This window comes from Sphingobacterium chungjuense (assembly GCF_011316935.1).
In the GTDB taxonomy this organism is placed as follows: domain Bacteria; phylum Bacteroidota; class Bacteroidia; order Sphingobacteriales; family Sphingobacteriaceae; genus Sphingobacterium; species Sphingobacterium chungjuense.
Genome location: NZ_WLYS01000001.1, coordinates 349,431 through 369,230, shown reverse-complemented (window position 1 = coordinate 369,230; position 19,800 = coordinate 349,431). Strand labels below are relative to the sequence as shown.

Annotated in this window: 20 protein-coding genes; 16 read left to right on the top strand and 4 right to left on the bottom strand. The window is 42.4% G+C overall.

All coding sequences use genetic code 11. From position 1 onward, the window contains the following. The first annotated feature begins 44 nt into the window (after positions 1–44). The 7 genes from GKO22_RS01645 (at position 45) to pruA (ending at position 5,281) form a co-directional block, all read left to right on the top strand. A complete protein-coding gene (locus GKO22_RS01645) occupies positions 45–260 on the top strand; it encodes a hypothetical protein (RefSeq protein ID WP_166332388.1) in 216 nt (71 codons plus the stop codon). Positions 261–263: 3 nt separating this feature from the next. Next, on the top strand, positions 264–602 hold the full coding sequence (locus GKO22_RS01640) for a tRNA-binding protein (RefSeq protein ID WP_166332387.1): 339 nt from the start codon (positions 264–266) through the stop codon (positions 600–602). A gap of 21 nt (positions 603–623) precedes the next feature. Further along, positions 624–1,094, top strand: coding sequence for a nucleoside deaminase (locus tag GKO22_RS01635; RefSeq protein WP_166332386.1), 471 nt, complete (start codon positions 624–626; stop codon positions 1,092–1,094). A 100-nt stretch (positions 1,095–1,194) separates the two neighbouring features. Continuing rightward, the gene (locus GKO22_RS01630; RefSeq protein ID WP_166332385.1) at positions 1,195–1,806 is read left to right on the top strand and encodes a superoxide dismutase; all 612 of its coding nucleotides are present in this window, start codon (positions 1,195–1,197) and stop codon (positions 1,804–1,806) included. Between the two features lie 102 nt (positions 1,807–1,908). After that, a complete protein-coding gene (gene msrA, locus GKO22_RS01625; RefSeq protein WP_166332384.1) occupies positions 1,909–2,553 on the top strand; it encodes a peptide-methionine (S)-S-oxide reductase MsrA in 645 nt (214 codons plus the stop codon). Between the two features lie 11 nt (positions 2,554–2,564). After that, complete coding sequence (locus GKO22_RS01620; protein WP_166332383.1) at positions 2,565–3,428, top strand: AraC family transcriptional regulator; 864 nt, start codon at positions 2,565–2,567, stop codon at positions 3,426–3,428. A gap of 218 nt (positions 3,429–3,646) precedes the next feature. After that, complete coding sequence (pruA, locus tag GKO22_RS01615) at positions 3,647–5,281, top strand: L-glutamate gamma-semialdehyde dehydrogenase (RefSeq protein WP_166332382.1); 1,635 nt, start codon at positions 3,647–3,649, stop codon at positions 5,279–5,281. A gap of 127 nt (positions 5,282–5,408) precedes the next feature. Here pruA and GKO22_RS01610 read toward each other — a convergent pair whose 3' ends face one another. From GKO22_RS01610 to GKO22_RS01600, 3 genes are all read right to left on the bottom strand, one after another. Then, positions 5,409–5,672: a hypothetical protein gene (locus GKO22_RS01610; protein ID WP_166332381.1), complete on the bottom strand. Its 264-nt coding sequence runs from the start codon at positions 5,670–5,672 to the stop codon at positions 5,409–5,411. A 149-nt stretch (positions 5,673–5,821) separates the two neighbouring features. Continuing rightward, positions 5,822–8,257, bottom strand: a complete 2,436-nt coding sequence (locus tag GKO22_RS01605) for a TonB-dependent receptor (protein ID WP_166332380.1) — start codon at positions 8,255–8,257, stop codon at positions 5,822–5,824. Between the two features lie 375 nt (positions 8,258–8,632). After that, entirely contained in the window at positions 8,633–8,782 is a 150-nt protein-coding gene (locus GKO22_RS01600) for a hypothetical protein (RefSeq protein WP_166332379.1), read from the bottom strand. Between the two features lie 35 nt (positions 8,783–8,817). Here GKO22_RS01600 and GKO22_RS01595 point away from each other — a divergent pair, with 35 nt between their 5' ends. The 3 genes from GKO22_RS01595 to argC are packed head-to-tail and all read left to right on the top strand — an operon-like array spanning position 8,818 to position 11,792. Then, a complete protein-coding gene (locus GKO22_RS01595; RefSeq protein WP_116776288.1) occupies positions 8,818–9,534 on the top strand; it encodes a GNAT family N-acetyltransferase in 717 nt (238 codons plus the stop codon). Positions 9,535–9,555: 21 nt separating this feature from the next. Next, the gene (gene argG / locus GKO22_RS01590) at positions 9,556–10,743 is read left to right on the top strand and encodes an argininosuccinate synthase (RefSeq protein ID WP_166332378.1); all 1,188 of its coding nucleotides are present in this window, start codon (positions 9,556–9,558) and stop codon (positions 10,741–10,743) included. 29 nt (positions 10,744–10,772) lie between these two features. Further along, on the top strand, positions 10,773–11,792 hold the full coding sequence (gene argC / locus GKO22_RS01585; RefSeq protein ID WP_166332377.1) for an N-acetyl-gamma-glutamyl-phosphate reductase: 1,020 nt from the start codon (positions 10,773–10,775) through the stop codon (positions 11,790–11,792). Between the two features lie 736 nt (positions 11,793–12,528). Here the strand turns inward: argC and hemL are convergent. Further along, the gene (gene hemL / locus GKO22_RS01580; RefSeq protein ID WP_166332376.1) at positions 12,529–13,845 is read right to left on the bottom strand and encodes a glutamate-1-semialdehyde 2,1-aminomutase; all 1,317 of its coding nucleotides are present in this window, start codon (positions 13,843–13,845) and stop codon (positions 12,529–12,531) included. A gap of 163 nt (positions 13,846–14,008) precedes the next feature. Here hemL and GKO22_RS01575 point away from each other — a divergent pair, with 163 nt between their 5' ends. The 6 genes from GKO22_RS01575 (at position 14,009) to rplL (ending at position 19,780) form a co-directional block, all read left to right on the top strand. Then, positions 14,009–15,910 carry an alpha-L-fucosidase gene (locus GKO22_RS01575; protein ID WP_166332375.1) on the top strand — a complete coding sequence of 634 codons (1,902 nt, stop codon included), beginning with the start codon at positions 14,009–14,011 and terminating at the stop codon, positions 15,908–15,910. Positions 15,911–16,009: 99 nt separating this feature from the next. Further along, the gene (locus GKO22_RS01570; protein WP_166332374.1) at positions 16,010–17,473 is read left to right on the top strand and encodes a hypothetical protein; all 1,464 of its coding nucleotides are present in this window, start codon (positions 16,010–16,012) and stop codon (positions 17,471–17,473) included. Between the two features lie 171 nt (positions 17,474–17,644). Beyond that, entirely contained in the window at positions 17,645–18,088 is a 444-nt protein-coding gene (rplK, locus tag GKO22_RS01565) for a 50S ribosomal protein L11 (protein ID WP_066754869.1), read from the top strand. Positions 18,089–18,110: 22 nt separating this feature from the next. Continuing rightward, entirely contained in the window at positions 18,111–18,809 is a 699-nt protein-coding gene (gene rplA / locus GKO22_RS01560; protein ID WP_066754870.1) for a 50S ribosomal protein L1, read from the top strand. A gap of 2 nt (positions 18,810–18,811) precedes the next feature. After that, positions 18,812–19,330, top strand: coding sequence for a 50S ribosomal protein L10 (rplJ, locus tag GKO22_RS01555; protein ID WP_166332373.1), 519 nt, complete (start codon positions 18,812–18,814; stop codon positions 19,328–19,330). Between the two features lie 75 nt (positions 19,331–19,405). Then, positions 19,406–19,780, top strand: a complete 375-nt coding sequence (rplL, locus tag GKO22_RS01550) for a 50S ribosomal protein L7/L12 (RefSeq protein ID WP_116776281.1) — start codon at positions 19,406–19,408, stop codon at positions 19,778–19,780. The last annotated feature ends 20 nt before the right edge of the window (positions 19,781–19,800 follow it).

Genomic DNA, 19,800 nt, shown 5'->3' with positions numbered 1-19,800 from the left:
ATACGAGAGAATAGCAAAAATTAAGCCACTAAAAATCAGAAATCATGACTAGCCTAAAAATATCAGCGGACGACTGGAAAGTTATTCGATTAAAGATTACACGCAAATACAACACATTAAGTGAGGAAGATCTTGCTTATGTGGAGGGCGAGGAAGAGCAATTGGTACAGCGGTTGGCTAAGCGTATTCGTCGCAATGCAGAGTACGTGCGCTTTACGTTGGGTAAAGAATTGCAAGATATTCATACCAACAGATTGTAAGGAATGGAAGATATTACTTGGGCAGACTTTGAAAAAGTCATTCTTTGCGTCGGAACCATTATAGACGCGCAAGATTTTCCAAAAGCCAAAAAGCCAGCTTATCAATTGCAGATTGATTTTGGTGCGGAAATAGGTCTTCGTAAATCTAGTGCGCAAATTACTGCCCATTATACACGGGAGGATTTGATCGGAAGGCAAATTGTTGCTGTCGTGAACTTCCCACGAAAGCAGATTGCTAATTTCTTTTCTGAGTGCCTGGTGACTGGTTTCGCAGATGCGAATGGCGATATTGTGTTGACAGCGGTGGATAAGGCCGTTCCGAACGGAACAAGATTAAGTTAGATAAGTCGAAAAGAAGAGTAGATGAGATATTTTAGTGACGAGGCCGAAACTTCAGGTTCGGTGGATGAACTATTTATGCGTGAAGCGTTGCGCTTGGCGAAGAAGGCATACGACGAGGATGAGATTCCAATTGGAGCGGTGATCGTTGCCAATGGGCAGATCATTGCTAAAGGCTATAACTTGACAGAGCGCCTAAATGATGTTACTGCACATGCCGAGATGCAAGCATTTACCGCCGCTGCCAATCATTTGGGTGGCAAATATCTAAAAGGTTGTACGTTGTACGTCACGATCGAGCCCTGCGTGATGTGTGCTGGAGCAGCTTATTGGGCACAAATAGATCGCGTCGTGTATGGTGCAAAAGACGATAAGCGCGGTTATAGCGCTTTTCATGATCGCATTATTCATCCAAAGACAGAAATCATAGGAGGTGTTTTAGAATCCGCTTGCAGTGAGTTGATACAATCATTTTTTCGTAATAAAAGAAGATAATAGGTCGGAGAAAATGATGTTTTCAAACATAAAAACCAAACATTTGTTATCTTCGTAACGCAGCATAAGCAGCATTGGTTTATACTAAAATTATATAATTATGGCATTCGAATTAGCAGCGTTACCATACGCTAATGACGCATTAGAACCACACATTGATAAAGATACGATGGAAATCCATCACGATCGTCATCATCAAGCATACGTGGATAACTTGAATAAAGCTATCGCAGACACAGATGGTGCTGGCGCATCTTTGGAAGATTTGATCAAAAACATCAGCAAATATCCTGCTGCCGTACGCAACAACGGCGGTGGCCACTTTAATCACGATTTATTCTGGTCTGTACTAGGCCCGAATGCTGGTGGCGAACCTACTGGTGAGTTGGCAGAAGCGATCAATGAAGTATTTGGTTCATTCGCTGACTTAAAAAAGAAATTGCAAGAAGCAGGCGCTACGCGCTTTGGTTCAGGTTGGTCTTGGTTAATCGTTGGTCAAGATGGGGAATTGGCAGTAACTTCTACACCAAACCAAGATAACCCCTTAATGGACGTGGCAGAAGTAAAAGGTACGCCTATCTTCGGTATCGATGTATGGGAGCACGCTTACTACTTAAAATATCAAAACAAGCGCCCAGCATACTTAGAAGCTATCTTCGAGGTAGTGAACTGGGATGCTGTCGCAAAAAGATACGCAGCAGCAAAAGGATAATTTTTGTCCTGACGCTTTAGTGTTAAATATGTTAAGAAGCTGCCTTGGTGAAAACCAAAAGGCAGCTTCTTTCGTATTTTGTAATATATAATAGGAGGAATTATGAGCAACAAAATAATGTATTTATTCGCTTTGTGCACGCTGGTCTTTTCGTCTTGCCAAGCCACGTCCAATACGTCTAAACCGGTTTCTTTGGCGACATTGCCCGTCAATGACGATCGGGAAGAAGCGATCATGGCTGCAGGATGTTTCTGGTGTATCGAAACTTCGCTTGGATTGCTAGAGGGAGTGGATACCGTGATCTCAGGATACATCGGTGGCAAAGGAGCAAATCCAACTTATGCACAAGTAACTACGGGGCAAACGGGATATGCCGAAGCCGTCAAAATTACGTATGATCCAAAGGTAATTTCATACGATGAATTGTTAAAAGCATTTTTCCAACTGCATGATCCTACCCAACTTAATCGACAAGGAAATGATGTAGGAACGCAATACCGCTCTGCCTTGTTTCCACTGAATGCGGAGCAGGAAGAAAAAGCAGATTATTACATCGCGCAGTTGAATACGGAGAAAGCGTATGAAAAGCCGATCGTAACCACGATCGAAAAGGCTGACGTGTTTTATCCGGCAGAAGATTATCATCAGGATTATTTCAATAAAAATCCGGGGAATAGCTATTGCCAATTCGTGGTACAGCCCAAGTTGGACAAGTTCAAAAAAGTCTTTGCTGACAAGCTAAAATAGTTCAACTTCTCATGGAACCCATTCAGTTTACCGTTCCCGTTTACGGCGAAGGTGTATTTGCCACTTTGGAAAACAAGGGCGGTAAGCTGTATGGCTATTATCACCGTCATTCCGAATTGCAGGTTACTTGCGTGCTGCAAGGGAAAGGAACGATCCTAGTGGGCAATATTGCACAATCGTTTCAACAAGGTGATGTATTTATTCTTCGTCCTGACGAACCGCACATGTTTGCGAAATATGATGATCCAAATCTGCCAAATGAAGACATTCATTTAGTCCATGTTTTTGTGCACCTCGAACGCATGGAAAAACTTTTTGTCATTCCCGAATTCGATCAAGTTGGTAGCTATTTGATTGGCTTGGATGCCAGCAAAAAGATACGCGCCGAGCGGGCAAGCGATTTGCAAAAATTCTTTAGAGAGCTTTCGCAGAAAAATGGAATTCCACGTTTTGTAGAGTTTATTAGCCTATTGCACACGCTTACGCAGCGCGGGCAAGAAGGGGAGTCGCTTTATTCTGGGGCGCGAAAGATCAGTTATTCCGACAAAGACGGTGCACGAATTAGTGCGGTTTATAAATATACCTTCGATCATCTGCAAGATGACGTGGCTGTGGCGGATGTAGCCAGTTTGGTGCATATGACGCCAAGCTCCTTTTGTAAATTCTTCAAAAAACATACGACCAAAACGTATGTAGGCTTCTTAAATGAAGTCCGGATTGAGAAATCGTGTCAGCTGTTAGTAAACCGACGGACAGAGTCCGTCGCGGAAGCGGCATTTCAAGTAGGTTTCAGAAATACGGTGCATTTCAATCGCGTATTCAAGCAAATAATGGGCACCTCGCCTCGCCTGTACTTACAGCAGCACGGTATATAATATATACGATATTTGTCGTAATTAGTCCTAGTGTTTTCTTTATTTAATCTGTTTTTAACAACTTATGTGGCTGTTTTATAGCTTGATAGAAGGTTTTGCGCTTGAGTGTGTTCTGTCTCTTAAAGACAATATATGTTTACATTCAGACAATCGGCGTTTATGAGCTCTGCATACATTACCTTATCTTTACAGATAAGAATAAGATAAAAAGGAAAGATATGCTTAAAGGATTTTTTAATGTTCCTAGCCCAACAAACGAACCTATTTATTCGTATGCGCCGGGAACGAAGGAAAGAAAACTGCTTCAAGACGCGATTGCGGCTGCCAGAGCGCAGGAAGTAGATATACCGATGTACATCGGATCAGAAGAAGTGCGCACTGGAAATAAATTGCCATTAACTCCTCCGCACGATCACAAACATGTTTTAGGATATTTTCATAAAGGCACACAAGAGCATGTAAAGGCTGCGATTGATGCGGCATTGTCTGCCAAAGAAGCTTGGGAAAACCTGCCATGGGAGCACCGTGCGGCTATTTTCTTGAAAGCTGCCGAATTAATCTCTACCAAATATCGCTATAAGCTGAATGCAGCTACGATGTTAGGACAATCAAAAAATGCCTTCCAAGCAGAGATTGATTCCGCTTGTGAGATTGCAGATTTCTTGCGTTTCAATGTACAATACATGACGGAGATTTATTCTCAGCAACCTCCGGTATCGCCAAAAGGGGTGTGGAATCGCGTGGAACAGCGTCCATTAGAAGGTTTTGTGTTTGCATTGACGCCATTTAACTTTACGGCGATTGCCGGTAACTTGCCTACTTCTGTAGCGATGATGGGTAATGTAGTCGTTTGGAAACCATCTGACACCCAAATTTACTCAGCAAATGTATTGATGGAAATCTTCCGTGAGGCGGGCGTACCAGATGGCGTGATCAACTTGGTTTACGTACATGGTCCAGATGCGGGTGAGGTGATTTTCAAACACCCAGATTTTGCAGGTATTCACTTTACAGGTTCTACAGGAGTTTTTCAAGATATCTGGAAAACAATCGGAGAGAACATTCACGTGTACAAAACCTATCCACGTATCGTGGGAGAGACAGGTGGTAAAGATTTTATCTTAGCACACCCTTCTGCAGAGGCAAAAGTAGTGAGCACGGCTTTAGTACGTGGCGCCTTTGAATTCCAAGGGCAGAAATGTTCGGCAGCATCTCGTGCCTACATTCCAAAATCACTTTGGCCAACCATCAAAGATTTGATCGGTAAAGATTTAGAAACTTTCAAAATGGGCGGTACGGAGGATTTCTCTAACTTCATCAATGCGGTGATCGATGAGAAATCATTTGATAAAATCACGAAGTACATTGACCGTGCAAAAGAATCTAACGAAGCAGAAGTTGTTTTCGGTGGCGACTATGATAAATCAACAGGTTACTTCATTCGTCCTACGGTGATCGTTGCGCAAAATGCCGATTATGAAACCATGCAAGAAGAATTGTTCGGTCCCGTATTGACGATTTTTGTTTATGAAGATGAGAAATGGTCTGAAACCTTGAAAACGATAGATCAGACTTCCATCTACGCATTGACAGGTGCCGTGATTGCACAAGATCGCTACGCAATCGAAGAAGCAAGTCATGCTTTGCGTCATTCGGCTGGTAACTTTTATATCAACGATAAGTGTACTGGAGCAGTCGTAGGCCAACAACCATTTGGTGGTGCGCGCGGATCTGGTACCAATGATAAAGCTGGTTCGATGATCAACTTGTTGCGTTGGGTTTCTCCACGTACGATCAAGGAAACCTTCAACCCAGATACAGATTACCGTTACCCGTTTTTAGGAGAAGAATAGAAGAATAAGGTAGCTCGGCTGCCTTATTGATAAGCAAAAGGAGCTTTCATCTCAGATGAAAGCTCCTTTTTTATGTTATCAAATCAAGTAATCAAGATTTGCGATCTGCTAAATAGTATTGAGTAAACTACTTAATAGTATCGCGATTTAAGGTGCGTAAGATGCTATCTGCTTCCCGTTCTTGTTGGCGAGCATCGATCTGGTGTTGTTTATAGTTTTGTACCGCAATTCTGCTGGCACGTTGTGATACAAAAAAACCAGCAATAGCAATAACCGTGATTACCGTGACGCCCCAGGCATGTTTTTTCTTATCCTGCTTGATCAACCAATACATGATTCCGATGTAGGGAATCGCAAAAAAGAGATAGAATACGATACTTGGAGTAATCATAATGCTGCTAAATTTTATCCTGCAAAAGTAGGCTTTTAACTAGCATAGTTTAAAATTTTAACGTCATAAAATTGATCGTCGAGATTTTGATTGCTGTATTTTCTAATCTTATACAGTTCTACGATGAGCAAAAGCTCGCTCGTTCCGCTTTACAAGCGTCCGCTCTCTTCCGTATTACTCTTGAATAGCGATTTCATCTTAAAGGCCTTGCCCACGTTGATATTGTAAGTAAGCGATAACGTGGCCATACGAGTCTGCTGTCTGTTTGTGATCGCAATAACATCATCGTTATAATAGCTTAGGAAGTCGAAATTGGCAGTGTGAAAAATATCGCTAATCGATATAGCCGTCGTAAACCGGTCGTTAAAAAAACGTTTGCGGACTCCCACATCCACGCTAGACATAAAACCCGTAATAATATTACCTTGTAAGATGCGTGGTGTATAAAATGCACTCAGACTTGCCGTCCAGCCTTTTTTGAGGGAAAACTCATGTTCGGACTGGAAGATAAATGAGGTTAAATGCAAATTAAATTCTGGAGCAACCGAACTGGAAGAGGTTAGTAATAGATTGTTGGTGGCATTCCACCAAGAAAAGAATTGTACTGGAGCGCTAATTGTAGCCGTGTATACTTCCTGTCTGCCCGTATTTTTGCGCCATACTAGCAGTAGGTCTGATGATGGATCCGTTTCAATTACTTGATAAATAACATCTTTGGTATTGTTGTAGCTAAGCCCTAAGTAATATTTTTGTTTGAATAGATAAGAGAGTTCTCCTCCTATCGTAAACTGCGGTTGAAGTTGTGGATTTCCACTAACAATAGTATAATTATCTAGAAAGTAACGATAGGGATTCAGTTCATTGTATGATGGTCTTTGTATGCGTCTGTTTGCGGAGAGGGTGATGATGTGTCTGCCTTCTTTATCTAAGTTTCGTTGTATATGTAATGACGGGAAAAGATTAAAATAATCTGCACGAATCAAGGTGTCCTGTCCATCACCGATGATTTCGCCTCTGATACGACTGTTTTCACCTCGCAATCCTACGTTAAATTCTGTTCCATAGAGTTCTCCACTTAAGCTTGCAAAACCTGCCGCGATTTGCTCTTTGTAGAGATAATCAAATGCTCGTTCATCATTGAACCAAATGTTTTGCCGCAATATATCATAAGCATTCTCATTGGAGATATCCGTGTTAGATAGTTTTGCACCTGCTTGTACATCCCAGCTGTTGGACCATTTTTTTTGATATTTTGCTTCAGCTGTGAAGATCTTCGATGTACTTGGAAATCGAAAGATAAAAGACGTATCCTGAAGGAGCTGACCTTGGGCGTCGAATGTGTTGCTGAATGAACTACTGTTAAAAGATTTATCACTAATGGTATAGTCAGCAACCAAACGCAAATTAGAGCCTAATGTGTCTGTTTTCCATTGGTAATTTAGTCCGATGTTGTGGTAGTCATAAGGTCTATTTATAGGAAAACGACCGGTAGAAATGGTGTTGTCGATAGGGTTAGGGTAAGTAATCTCCGCATGCGAAAATACACTATCTGTTGATTTTGTAAATCTTCCGGTATAATCCACTGACAGCGTGTGGCTTGTTGATATGTCGTAAAAACCCGAAAGGCGGACGCGATTGTTGCGCGCTCTTTCCGTGCCGTTATTAACACCTGTGAAAGCACCTTGATCAGGTACTGCGCGTACTTGTGTCAGATCTTCAAAATCTTTAATATAAGAGTACGAATAGTCTGCCGAAAGTGTAAGCTTGCCAGCGTTATAATTAACCCCAGCAAAGGGGCGGAATGTGGAGTATCTACCTAATCCTTTAGAATAATCATGTCCCACTTTTGCTTGCAAACCACTTTCTCTACGCTTTTTTAGGATGATGTTGATTAATCCGCCCGAACCAGCAGCTTCATACTCTGCTGGCGGGCGAGCAATTACTTCGATCGAAGCGATGTCTTCAGCCTTGAGATTTCGGAGATAATCTCTCAAATCGTCACCGCTAATGTTAAGCATCCGCCCATCAACCATAACTCGCGTGCCTGACACGCCATTGATCGATATATTTCCCTGCATGATAAATACACCTGGAGCCATGCTTAGCAATTCCATAGAAGATCTTCCGGCTGCTGACACCATATTCTCTACATTCAGCACCAAACGATCTCGCTTGCGCGAGATCATAGGTTTTCGAGCGGTCACCGAAACTTCTTCCAACACATTCTGATCTCGTTCCAGTTTTAGCTGACCCAGATTGGTGTTTTCTGCGATAGATAACGCTTGCGTTAGCGTCTGATAGCCGACGATCTCAACCAAGATACTGTAGTTGTCCTTTGCTACGCCTTCAAATTCAAAAAAACCAGATTCGTCGGTGAATTTAGTGAACGTTTCTTCGCTGCTATTTTGTTTGAGCGTTACTGTGGCAAATAAAATAGCTTCTCCTTCTGAAGTAGCGACTGTGCCCTTTAGTGTGACACCTTTTGTTTGTGCGTTTGTTGATGTTACTATTATGGTTAAGTAGGAGAGTATTATAGCATATTGAAAGCCACGAACTAATGGGCTAAAATCTTTTGTTAGCAGCATAATTTGGTTAAATGGTATTGTTAATTTCACTGGGTTAATCAGGTTGTTATTTTACTTCTAAGATATATATTATATTATTTAGAAATATTAAGATTTCTCTTAAAAAGTGTTATTTTTCGATCAAAGTCCTTGTGTTTTATTTCTTAACTATGATTTAATGTGGATAGGCCGCATCTATGTTGCTAATTGGTCACGTTTTTGCACTACCATTAGGGTATTCGTAAAAAAAGTTGAATACCATTGTTGACACGGAAATATTTCATACTTTTGTCTGTCAGAATTTTAAGAAGAACATAGGATGCACTGTCATAACCACAATCAGCACATAGTTTTACAAGCCAACAGTAGGTTTGTAGCATATGCTATGCGCCATGATTATGCGTTGTGTTGTCCAATTCTGCGATTTCGACGACCAATACTGCCTCGAGCTTGATAAAGGGGCAGGAAATTTCCGGATAGGCGGCCACCATTCAATGCTCGAGCGTGTGCTGCTATTACAATCGTTAATTCATGTTTAGATTCCACGTTGAGTGGAGTGTTTTTTAGGTCGAAGTCTCAGAATGATACTTTCAGATTTTTTGATTATTCCTGCTAATGCCTCGCATAAAGATTATGCTCAGCAGATTTGTGACGAAATGTTTGAGTCTGCCAAAGCGCGAGGAACAGGTATTGCCCGTCGGCAACCCGAATATATTGCTAAGAAAATGGAGGAAGGCAAATCCGTTATTGCCTTACACAAAGATGGTCGTTGGGCTGGTTTTTGTTACATAGAAACTTGGAGCCACGGCGATTATGTGGCCAATTCTGGCCTTATTGTCAACCCTATATTTCGTAAAGAAGGTTTAGCGAAAGCTATTAAGAAAGAGATTTTTGAGCTGTCGCGCGAGCGTTATCCGAAATCCAAAATTTTTGGATTGACGACCGGTTTGGCCGTGATGAAGATCAATTCTGATCTCGGATATGAGCCGGTTACCTATGGTGAGCTTACCCAAGATGAAGAGTTTTGGAAAGGATGCCAATCTTGTGTAAATTTCGACATCTTGACGGCCAAAGAGCGAAAAAACTGTATGTGCACCGCCATGCTGTGGGATCCGGTCGAGAAAGAACGGGAACTGAAAGAAAAAATCCAACGTAAAGCAGAAGCTAAAGAGCGTCTAAATCGTATTGCGAAAAAGCAATCGCTGCTTAAACGTATCGAAGCTCGGCTTTGGAAATCTACTAAAAAAATGGTCACTTTTGTATTCCCAGTTGGTGTAAAACCAGTCAAGGGATTTTAATTTATATATCACAACAATAAGATGAAGAAAGTCGTTTTAGCATTCAGTGGTGGTTTGGATACCTCGTTTTGCTGTATATACTTATCGAAAGATTTAGGTTTGGAAGTACACTCGGTCATTGTCAATACCGGTGGTTTCTCGGCCGAAGAATTGCAGACAGTAGAAAAGCGCGCGTACGAACTAGGTGTAAAATCGCACACTACGATTGACGAAACAGAAGATTATTATAGCGATACGATCAAGTACTTAATCTTTGGTAATGTGCTGAAGAATGCCACTTATCCACTATCGGTGTCGGCAGAACGCGTAACGCAGGCGACTGCGATTGCCAATTATGCGAAGAAGATCGGTGCTACCTGTGTTGCTCACGGTTCTACTGGAGCAGGAAACGATCAGGTACGTTTTGACATGATCTTCCAGACTTTGATTCCGGGCATCGAAATTATTACACCGATTCGCGACCTTAAATTATCCCGCGAAGCGGAGATCGAATACCTCAATAAGCACGGGGTAGAATATTCGGCCGAGAAAGCCAAATACTCGATCAACAAAGGATTGTGGGGAACATCCGTAGGTGGTGCAGAAACACTTACTTCTAATCAGTACCTGCCGGAATCGGCTTGGCCAACGCCCATCACACAAGATCAACCGCGTCAGATCACAATCGACTTCGAAAAAGGCGAGCCCGTTGGTTTGAACGGCAAGAAAATTGGTGCGGTGAAAGTGATTCAACAATTGCAAGAATTGGCACAGCCTTATGGCATCGGTCGCGATATCCACGTGGGTGATACCATCATCGGTATCAAAGGTCGCGTTGGTTTTGAAGCTGCTGGGCCAATCATTTTGGTCAAAGCGCACCATATGTTGGAAAAACATACCTTGACGAAATGGCAACTTTCTTGGAAAGACCAAATAGCTGCTTTCTACGGAAACTATATGCACGAAGGCCAAATGCACGATCCCGTGATGCGCGATATCGAAGCGTTCTTGAGTAGTGCACAAGCTACGGTCTCTGGTCGTGTGATCGTAGAGCTACATCCACATCGTTTTGTGATTATCGGCGTAGAGTCGGATCATGATTTGATGAACAACAAGTTCGGAAGTTACGGCGAAATGAATGAAGGCTACACCGGCGACGATGTGAAAGGCTTTTCTAAGATATTTGGTAATCAAGTAGGAATCTGGTTTAAAGTTAACGGGCAGTCATAATAATCGACAGCCAACAAATAAGAAAGTACATGACGAAGATAAAAGCAGGAATAGTAGGCTCGGCTGGCTATACCGGAGGTGAATTGTTGAGAGTGTTGATCTACCATCCTGAGGTAGAGATTGTGTTTGCTAATAGCGGATCCAATGCCGGCAAAAAAGTATATGCGGTGCATAATGACTTGCTGGGCGATACCGAACTTGAATTTTCTACAGACTTCCACGCGAATATCGATGTGCTTTTCTTGTGCTTAGGTCATGGTGATGCACGCAAATTTTTGGACGAGAATCCAGTTGATCCTAAGGTTAAAATCATCGATCTATCGCAGGATTACCGTTTACGCGATCATCAGGCGTATACGAACGGTCAATTTGTATATGGTTTGCCGGAGTTGAATAGGGAATTGATTAAGCAAGCGCAATTTATCGCTAATCCAGGCTGTTTTGCCACTAACATTCAGTTGGCGTTGTTGCCGTTGGCTAAGGCTGGCTTACTGCCCAATCAGATACATGTAAATGCTACTACAGGGTCTACAGGCGCAGGGCAGAAGCCTAGCGCGACAACGCATTTCTCTTGGCGCAACAACAATCTTTCGGCATATAAATCTTTTGAACACCAGCATTTGCAAGAAATTTCGGAGTCACTAGATCAATTGCAATCGGGTTATCTGCCAACGGGCGATGAATCTTTATTAACACGTGCGCAGCAACGGATCAACTTCATTCCTCAACGTGGTGATTTTGCGCGTGGCATTTTCTCCGCTATCTATGTTGATGCCGATATTTCAGCGGCTAATGCCTATGCTTTGTACGAAGAGTATTATCAATCGCATCCATTCACGTTTGTTAGTGAGCAAAATATCGATCTAAAACAGGTGGTGAATACGAATAAGAGCATCATGCACTTGGAAAAGCATGGCGATAAATTGTTGATTCTGAATGCGACGGATAACCTGTTGAAAGGTGCTTCTGGACAAGCGGTACAAAATATGAACCTGATGTTTGGCTTAGATGAACGCGCTGGTTTGAACTTGAAGCCGGCTGGTTTTTAAAGTTCATTCTTAGATAACGTTAAATAATAATAATGCCTGCTCTGTTTTGGAAGCAGGCATTATTGTTTATATTCTAGAAAATAGTTAGCTGTCTTTTTCAAACTTTTTCTTGTTAAAAAGTTTCGCAAAACCACGAAGTGCTCAGCGCAGCTAAATCAACTCGCTGAGCTCAAGCAGATTTTTGTTCTTCACGGATTTACCTTCGTTCGGTTTGACACAGTCGGAAAGCTAGGTCGGATGAAGCACCTTCCTTCCAAATCATCAAATGCCGCCTTAGCGGATTGGCAATAGCAGTGGGATGCACGGACGTTGTGCCAATACGGTCAGCGGCGAGTTTTTTGCATACTTTTTTGCGGAAAAAAAGTACGAGCCTGCCCGGCTCGAGGGCAATACCAAACAAAACCACGAAGTGCTCAGCGCAGCTAAATCAACTCGCTGCGCTCAAGCAGATTTTTGTTCTTCACGGATTTACCTTCGTTCGGTTTGACGCAGTCGGAAAGCTAGGTCGGATGAAGCACCTTCCTTCCAACTCATCAAATGCCGCCTTAGCGGATTGGCAATAGCAGTAGGATGCACCGACGTTGTGCCAATACGGTCAGCGGCGAGTTTTTTGCATACTTTTTTGCGGAAAAAAAGTACGAGCCTTCCCGGCTCGAGGGCAAGCATAGAGATCTTAAAACAAAAAATGGGCTGCGTTATTCAACGCAGCCCATTTTAGTATCTATAGAAAGCTTCTTTAAGAAGCAAAAACTACATCTAGCGATTCTTGCAACGCGAGAATCGTTTTGCTCAGATCCTCCTCCGTATGCGCAGCAGAAATAAAGCCAACCTCGTAGCCCGAAGGGCCGAAGTAAATGCCACGGTTTAACAATTCGCGGTGCATCACCTTATATTGCTCCATCGATTCGTGGACAATCTCGTCCGCACGTTGAATTTTGTCTTGGTCGGTGAAGGCAAACCAGAAGATCGATCCGATAGTAAATACCTTGACACGATATTCTTTTTGCGCAATATATGCTTGAATTTCTTGCACAAATTTTTGCGTAACTGCTTCTAGATTTTCATAGAAGCCATCTTGCGCCAAGATGCTCAATGCGGCAATACCTGCAGACATCGCCACAGGATTTCCTGACAACGTGCCGGCTTGATACACACCGCCATCTGGCGATATGTGGCTCATCAACTCATTGGATGCGCCGTAGGCACCTACTGGCATGCCGCCGCCGATGATTTTTCCGTAAGTGATGATATCTGGTTTGACATCGTAATAGCGAGCTGCACCTTCAAATCCTAGGCGGAATCCGGTGATCACTTCATCAAAAATCAAAAGAGCACCATTTTCCTGCGTAATTTCGCGCAAGAATTGTACGTATTCGCGGTCTTGCATCAGCAATCCATTATTCGCTGGTACCCCTTCGATGATTACCGTTGCGATCTGATCTTTAAAATCTGCGAATACTTGTTTTAAAGCTTCATAATCATTTAATGCGATCACGATCGTTTCTTCTGCAAAGGCTTTTGGTACGCCGGCCGAAGAAGTTTCTCCGAAAGTCACCAAACCAGAACCCGCTTTTACCAACAACGCATCGGAGTGGCCGTGGTAGCACCCTTCAAACTTGACGATTTTATCTCGCTTGGTATATCCTCTCGCTAAGCGAATGGCCGACATCACGGCTTCTGTACCAGAGCTTACAAAACGAATTTTTTCCAGATATCGGTTGTTATTGATGATCAGGCTGGCCAATTTGTTTTCTAAAGCAGTAGGCGCGCCAAAGCTCAATCCTTTGTGCAATTGCTCTGCAACAGCTTCGCGTACAGCATCATTATTATGCCCCAAAATAAGTGGTCCCCAAGAACAGCAAAAATCAATAAACTCATTGCCATCGGCATCCCACAAATGGGCTTTGTCGCCACGCTCAATAAATAGGGGCGTGCCGTACACCGATTTGAAAGCGCGTACCGGTGAGTTTACGCCGCCTGGGAAATAACCTTTTGCTTCTTCGAATAATTGACCTGATTTTTCTCTGGAAATATCCTTTTCTACCTTCGCCATCTAAAATTTTATTTTGAAATGCGAATTTATCCATTTCACGCTAGATATCATTCATGTGAAAGTCAATATTGAATCCAAAGCTTTCAGATTAATGGTTTTAGCCGCTATAGAGCTTGTTTCTGTGATAAAAACCGTATATTCAGCGGTCAAACATAACTTACCGATGATATTTACTAAAAAAATAGCCGTAGCAGTAGGATTGTTAGCTGGTACGCTTACCGCATGCAAGACGAGTGCTCCTCCAGCACCAGAACCTTACGGCGCATTGCCTTCCGAACGTCAGCTACGCTGGCACGAGATGGAAACCTACGCGTTGATCCATTTTACGCCAACTACGTACCAGAACAAAGAATGGGGATTTGGCGATGCTGATCCAGCTATATTTAATCCGACCGAATTCGATGCCAATCAGATTGCGAGTGCAGCAGCAGCTGGCGGATTTAAAGGATTAATTTCTGTAGCGAAACACCACGATGGTTTCTGCTTGTGGCCAACTGCTACGACCAAATATAGCGTGGCGAGTTCTCCATGGAGAGACGGCAAGGGCGACATGGTCAAAGAGTTTATGGAAGCGGCCAAAAAGAATAATTTGAAATTTGGTGTTTATCTATCGGCTTGGGATCGCAATGATGAACGTTATGGGTCCGAGGCTTATCCAGAAGCGTACCGTCAGCAATTGACGGAATTGATGACTGGTTATGGCGATCTATTCACTTCATGGCATGACGGTGCCAATGGAGGCGATGGATATTATGGTGGCAGAAATGAAAAACGTACGATCGACCGCACGACGTATTACAGTTGGAAAGATAAAACATGGCCAATTGTGCGCGAGCATCAACCCATGGCCATGATCTTCTCGGATATTGGTCTAGATATGCGTTGGGTTGGTAATGAGCATGGTCATGCGGCAGAAACAAGCTGGGCAACGATCACACTAAAAGGTAAAGAAGGCAAAGAACCGATGCCAGGATTTATGGATGATAGCAACCTATCAACCGGTACGCGCGGTGGTGAAGCTTGGATTCCGGCAGAATGTGATGTGCCACATCGTTCCGGTTGGTTTTATCATCCAGAGCAAGATGGACAAGTAAAAAGTCCGGATGCCTTGTTCGATATTTATTTGAAATCGGTTGGTCGCGGTGCGAATATGAATCTTGGATTGGCACCAATGCCTAGCGGTCTGCTACACGCCAATGATGTCGCTTCTTTGAAAGGTTTTGGGGAGAAACTAGAGAAAACATTTGCCACCAACTTGGCGGCTAACGCAAAGATCAAAACATTGAATACACGTGGCGATCACAAGGCGTACGCAGCCGAGCAAATTCTGGACGATGATCGCTATTCATATTACGCATCGGATGATGATGTATTAGAGCCTTGGCTGGAGTTGGATTTAGGAAGCGAACAAGAATTTGATTTGATTCGCTTGCGCGAAAACATCAAGTTAGGGCAACGTTTAGATAGTGTTCGGATCTCTACATGGGACGGGCAAGATTGGAAAAAGATTGCCGGAGCAACCAGCATTGGTGCTGCACGCATCATCAAATTGAGCGAGCCTGTAAAAGCAACGAAAGTACGCATTGAGTTGTTTGCTCCTGTAGCGCCCACACTAAGCGACTTTGGTTTATATAAAGAAGCATTTGTAGATTATCAAGTGAGTGATGAAGCGAAGAAAATCGACCGTCTGAAAGCTACCGATTATAAAATCGTGTCCACAAATGACTTATCTGCTGCAACGGATAATGATCCGAAAACATGGGTACAAGTGAATGCGAAGAACCTAGTTTTCGAATTAGGTGGTAAAACTGTGGCTGGCTTTTTCTACTTGCCACGCCAAGATGGCCAAAAAGATGGTATGGTGACACGGTATCGCTTTGCCGGAAGTCAGGACAATAAAAACTGGGAAACCTTCTTTGAAGGTGAATTCTCCAACATTAAGTCTAACCCTATTGAGCAAGTGGTGCGATTTAGCAAAAATGTGCAATATAAATTTATACGTTTTGAAGCTGTAGAAGCTACAGATGAAGGTTTCACGGCAAGTGCCTTCGGTTTTATCAAATAAATCCCTAATTTCTGTAGGATATTATTTACTTAAATAGCAATCATATTTCTTTTAAAGAAATATGATTGCTATTTTGCTTGTGCACTTACAACGAATAATATGTTGCACTCGCAAAACTCCTTCAAGCTCACTTGGTTGAGTGGGTTAATCATCGTCCTGATGACGGTTGGTTGCCAAAAAGATCCACGTTCTGCTGGATCTGGAATAGATGATATGTATACCATCAATTTCGATTTACAAAATGCTACGGTTGCTTCTTCCCCAGGAAATTCTAGCTTGCTAAACCAAGTGCAGCAAGCGAACGATTTGAACGATATTGTCGACTATCTCTTTTTTTGGTCATTTAATAATGAAACGTTACAACCTGATGTAGCCATTCAGCCCGGAGCACAGATTACCTACAATGATGGTTCAATTCCCACTGGTTTTGCCGCAGGCTGGCCATTTGAAGATTATGCAGCTGGCCGAGCGTTGTCTCAGACTGGTGTGCGAGAGTTAGTGGTTGAAGTTCCTCTACAGGTGATTGCCTCTTTTGAAAGCCTCGCATTTGATATCAGTTCATCTGCCACCGGCCCCAAAGCATTTGATTTGTATTACCGTTTTGGTGATGCAGATTGGCAACTATTGCAAGGCAACAATCAATTTTCAAATTTCCTAACCAGTCAGGCGCGGAATAGTTTCACGTTTAATTTGAGTGCACTGAATTTAGCTACGTATGAACGAATCAGTTTCCAATTGGTAACAGCAGCAGGGGAGCGTGGTGCAGGAAGTGCGTACAATGAAAATAGTGGAGCACTGCGGATCGATAATTTGCGCCTTCGCGGAACGGTAAAGGCTGCCGAAAGAATCGAAGGAGACCAGTTGCATGTTTATGCATTTGATCAGGTTACGGGAAATCTGACCGCTTCTGTTATACAAGATTATGTACCTAATATGCCCGCCATTTCCATGGAATTGCCGCATGGGCAATATCGGTTTTCTTTCGTGCGACGAACAGGTGATTCGGATTTACTCTTGCCAGCCTTCGTTTCATCAGCAGATACCTATTTTTTTACCAATCGTTTTTCGGCTTATGCGGGCGAAATATTCGGGGTGGAGAAATCGATCTTTGTTAACCAAAATATCCGAGAAGCGGTATTGCTTGATCGCTATTATAGCCAGATTAAATTTCAATTTACCGATGCACAAGATCTATCTGCAGTAGATCGGGTAGTGGTAGTACGACGAGGAGAACCATTATTTTATGCGCCTTTCAATGTCCAAATGGCAAATCCCGTACTTGATCAATCGGAAATAGAACTTTCGCCCAGCTTTGCGCAAAGCAAGGAATTGCAGTTTAATCAATTTATTGGACGAGTGGATAATCCAGTAAATTTATCGTATTCCATATTAATCTATGGAATCAATGGCGAACTGCTGCGTACATTAGAAGTTTCTGCTGTGGCTCGAAACAATGTGCAGGTGCTTTTTAGAGGGGAGTTGTTGGGTGCTTTGCCATTCCAGACGAGTTTCCAAATAGCTATCAATGAAGAGTGGGACGAACAGGTAGAAGTGCAGTTCTAAATCAAGGGGTTACAGCATTAATTTTTTATAATTGATTTTGTTTGTGTTGGTATATTGTATATCTTTGCACCTCGTTTGGTTACAAGACTTGTTTTTGTGGCCTGCGAATAAATGTTACAGTATAGCTTCCACTTACTAACAAACATTTACAAATATTAAATTTATAACGAAATGGCAAAAGAAGTCGGTGCGTTAGTAAAATTACAAGTAAAGGGCGGTGCGGCTAATCCATCACCTCCAGTAGGACCTGCGTTAGGTGCTAAAGGGGTGAACATTATGGATTTCTGTAAGCAGTTCAATGCTCGTACGCAAGACAAACCTGGTCAAGTTCTACCAGTTGTCATTACAGTTTACACGGACAAATCTTTTGATTTTATCATCAAAACTCCTCCGGTTGCGGTACAGTTGAAAGACGCTACCAAAATCAAGAGTGGATCTGGTGAGCCTAACCGTAAAAAAGTAGCTTCAGTTACTTGGGATCAGGTAAAACAGATTGCAGAAGATAAAATGCCAGATTTGAATGCGTTTACTGTAGAGTCAGCTATGAGAATGGTGGCAGGTACGGCGCGCAGTATGGGTATCACTGTATCAGGTGACGCTCCTTGGAACAATTAATTAACGAAATCAGTTTAAGAAAGTGGCTAGATTAACAAAAAATCAAAAAGCGGCACTATCCAAAATTGAAGCTGGTAAAGCGTATTCTTTGAAAGAAGCTGCGGCTTTGGTAAAAGAGATTACAACGACTAAGTTTGATGCTTCTGTGGATATCGACGTTCGTTTGGGCGTAGATCCTCGTAAAGCGAATCAAATGGTTCGTGGTATTGCAACGTTACCTCACGGAACAGGTAAAACTGTTCGCGTTTTAGTATTGTGTACTCCTGATAAGGAAGAAGAGGCTAAAGCAGCAGGTGCAGACTACGTAGGTCTTGATGATTACATCAGCAAGATCGAAGGTGGTTGGACTGACGTTGACATCATTATTACTATGCCTAGTGTAATGGCGAAAGTGGGTAAATTGGGACGTATTTTAGGACCAAGAAACTTGATGCCTAACCCTAAAACAGGTACTGTAACTACAGAAGTAGGTAAAGCAGTAACTGATGTAAAAGGCGGTAAAATTGATTTCAAAGTCGACAAAACCGGTATCATCCACACTTCAGTTGGAAAAGTGTCATTCGATGCAGACAAGATTTATGATAACGCGTTAGAAGTGTTGCAAACACTTTCACGCCTTAAACCATCTGCAGCGAAAGGTACATACTTTAAAAGTATTCACATTTCATCGACTATGAGTCCTGGTATTCATATCGAGACTAAATCAGTAGCGGGTATTTAATCATGAGAAAAGAAGAAAAACAAGAAATTGTTCAAGCTTTGGCAGAGCAGATTAAATCCTACGGCAATTTTTACATTGCTGATACAGCTGATTTGTCTGTTGAAAAAGTGAGTAAAATCCGTCGCAAATGTTTCGAAAGCGGTATCGAGGTTCAAGTAGTGAAAAATACTTTGATCAAGAAAGCGTTATTAGAAGCAGGTGTAGATTCAGAAGAGATCTTTAGCGTATTGAAAGGTGCATCTACTATGATGTTCTCCGAGACTGGAAACGGTCCTGCGAAATTGATCAAACAATTGCGTAAAGAAGGTGAAAAGCCCCTATTAAAAGCGGCTTATATCCAAGAAACGGCTTTCGTAGGTGACTCTCAGCTAGATGCTTTGGTGAACCTAAAATCGAAAGACGAGTTAATCGCAGACGTTATTGCTCTACTTCAATCTCCAGCGAAAAACGTTATTTCTGCACTACAATCAGGCGGAAATACAGTTTCAGGATTGCTTAAAGCTTTAGAAGATAGAGGCTAACGAACCCTCTTATAAACGTTCGTTAAAATTTTAATTAACAATATTCATTTAGTACATTCAAAAAATCATAATAAAATGGCAGATTTAAAACAACTTGCTGAGCAACTAGTAAACTTAACTGTAAAAGAAGTTAAAGAACTAGCTGATATCTTAAAAGACGAGTATGGCATCGAACCAGCTGCTGCTGCAGTTGCTGTTGCTGCTGCTCCTGCTGAAGGTGCTGCTGCTGCAGAAGAAAAAACTTCTTTCGACGTAATCTTGAAAGAAGCTGGTGGTTCTAAACTAGCAGTAGTTAAATTGGTAAAAGATTTAGCTGGTCTAGGTTTGAAAGAAGCAAAAGATCTAGTTGATGGTGCACCTAAAGAATTGAAAACTGGTGTTTCTAAAGACGAAGCTGAAGCTTTGAAAAAACAATTAGAAGAAGCTGGAGCTGTAGTTGAGGTTAAGTAATCTCTCCTGCGTAAAGCACC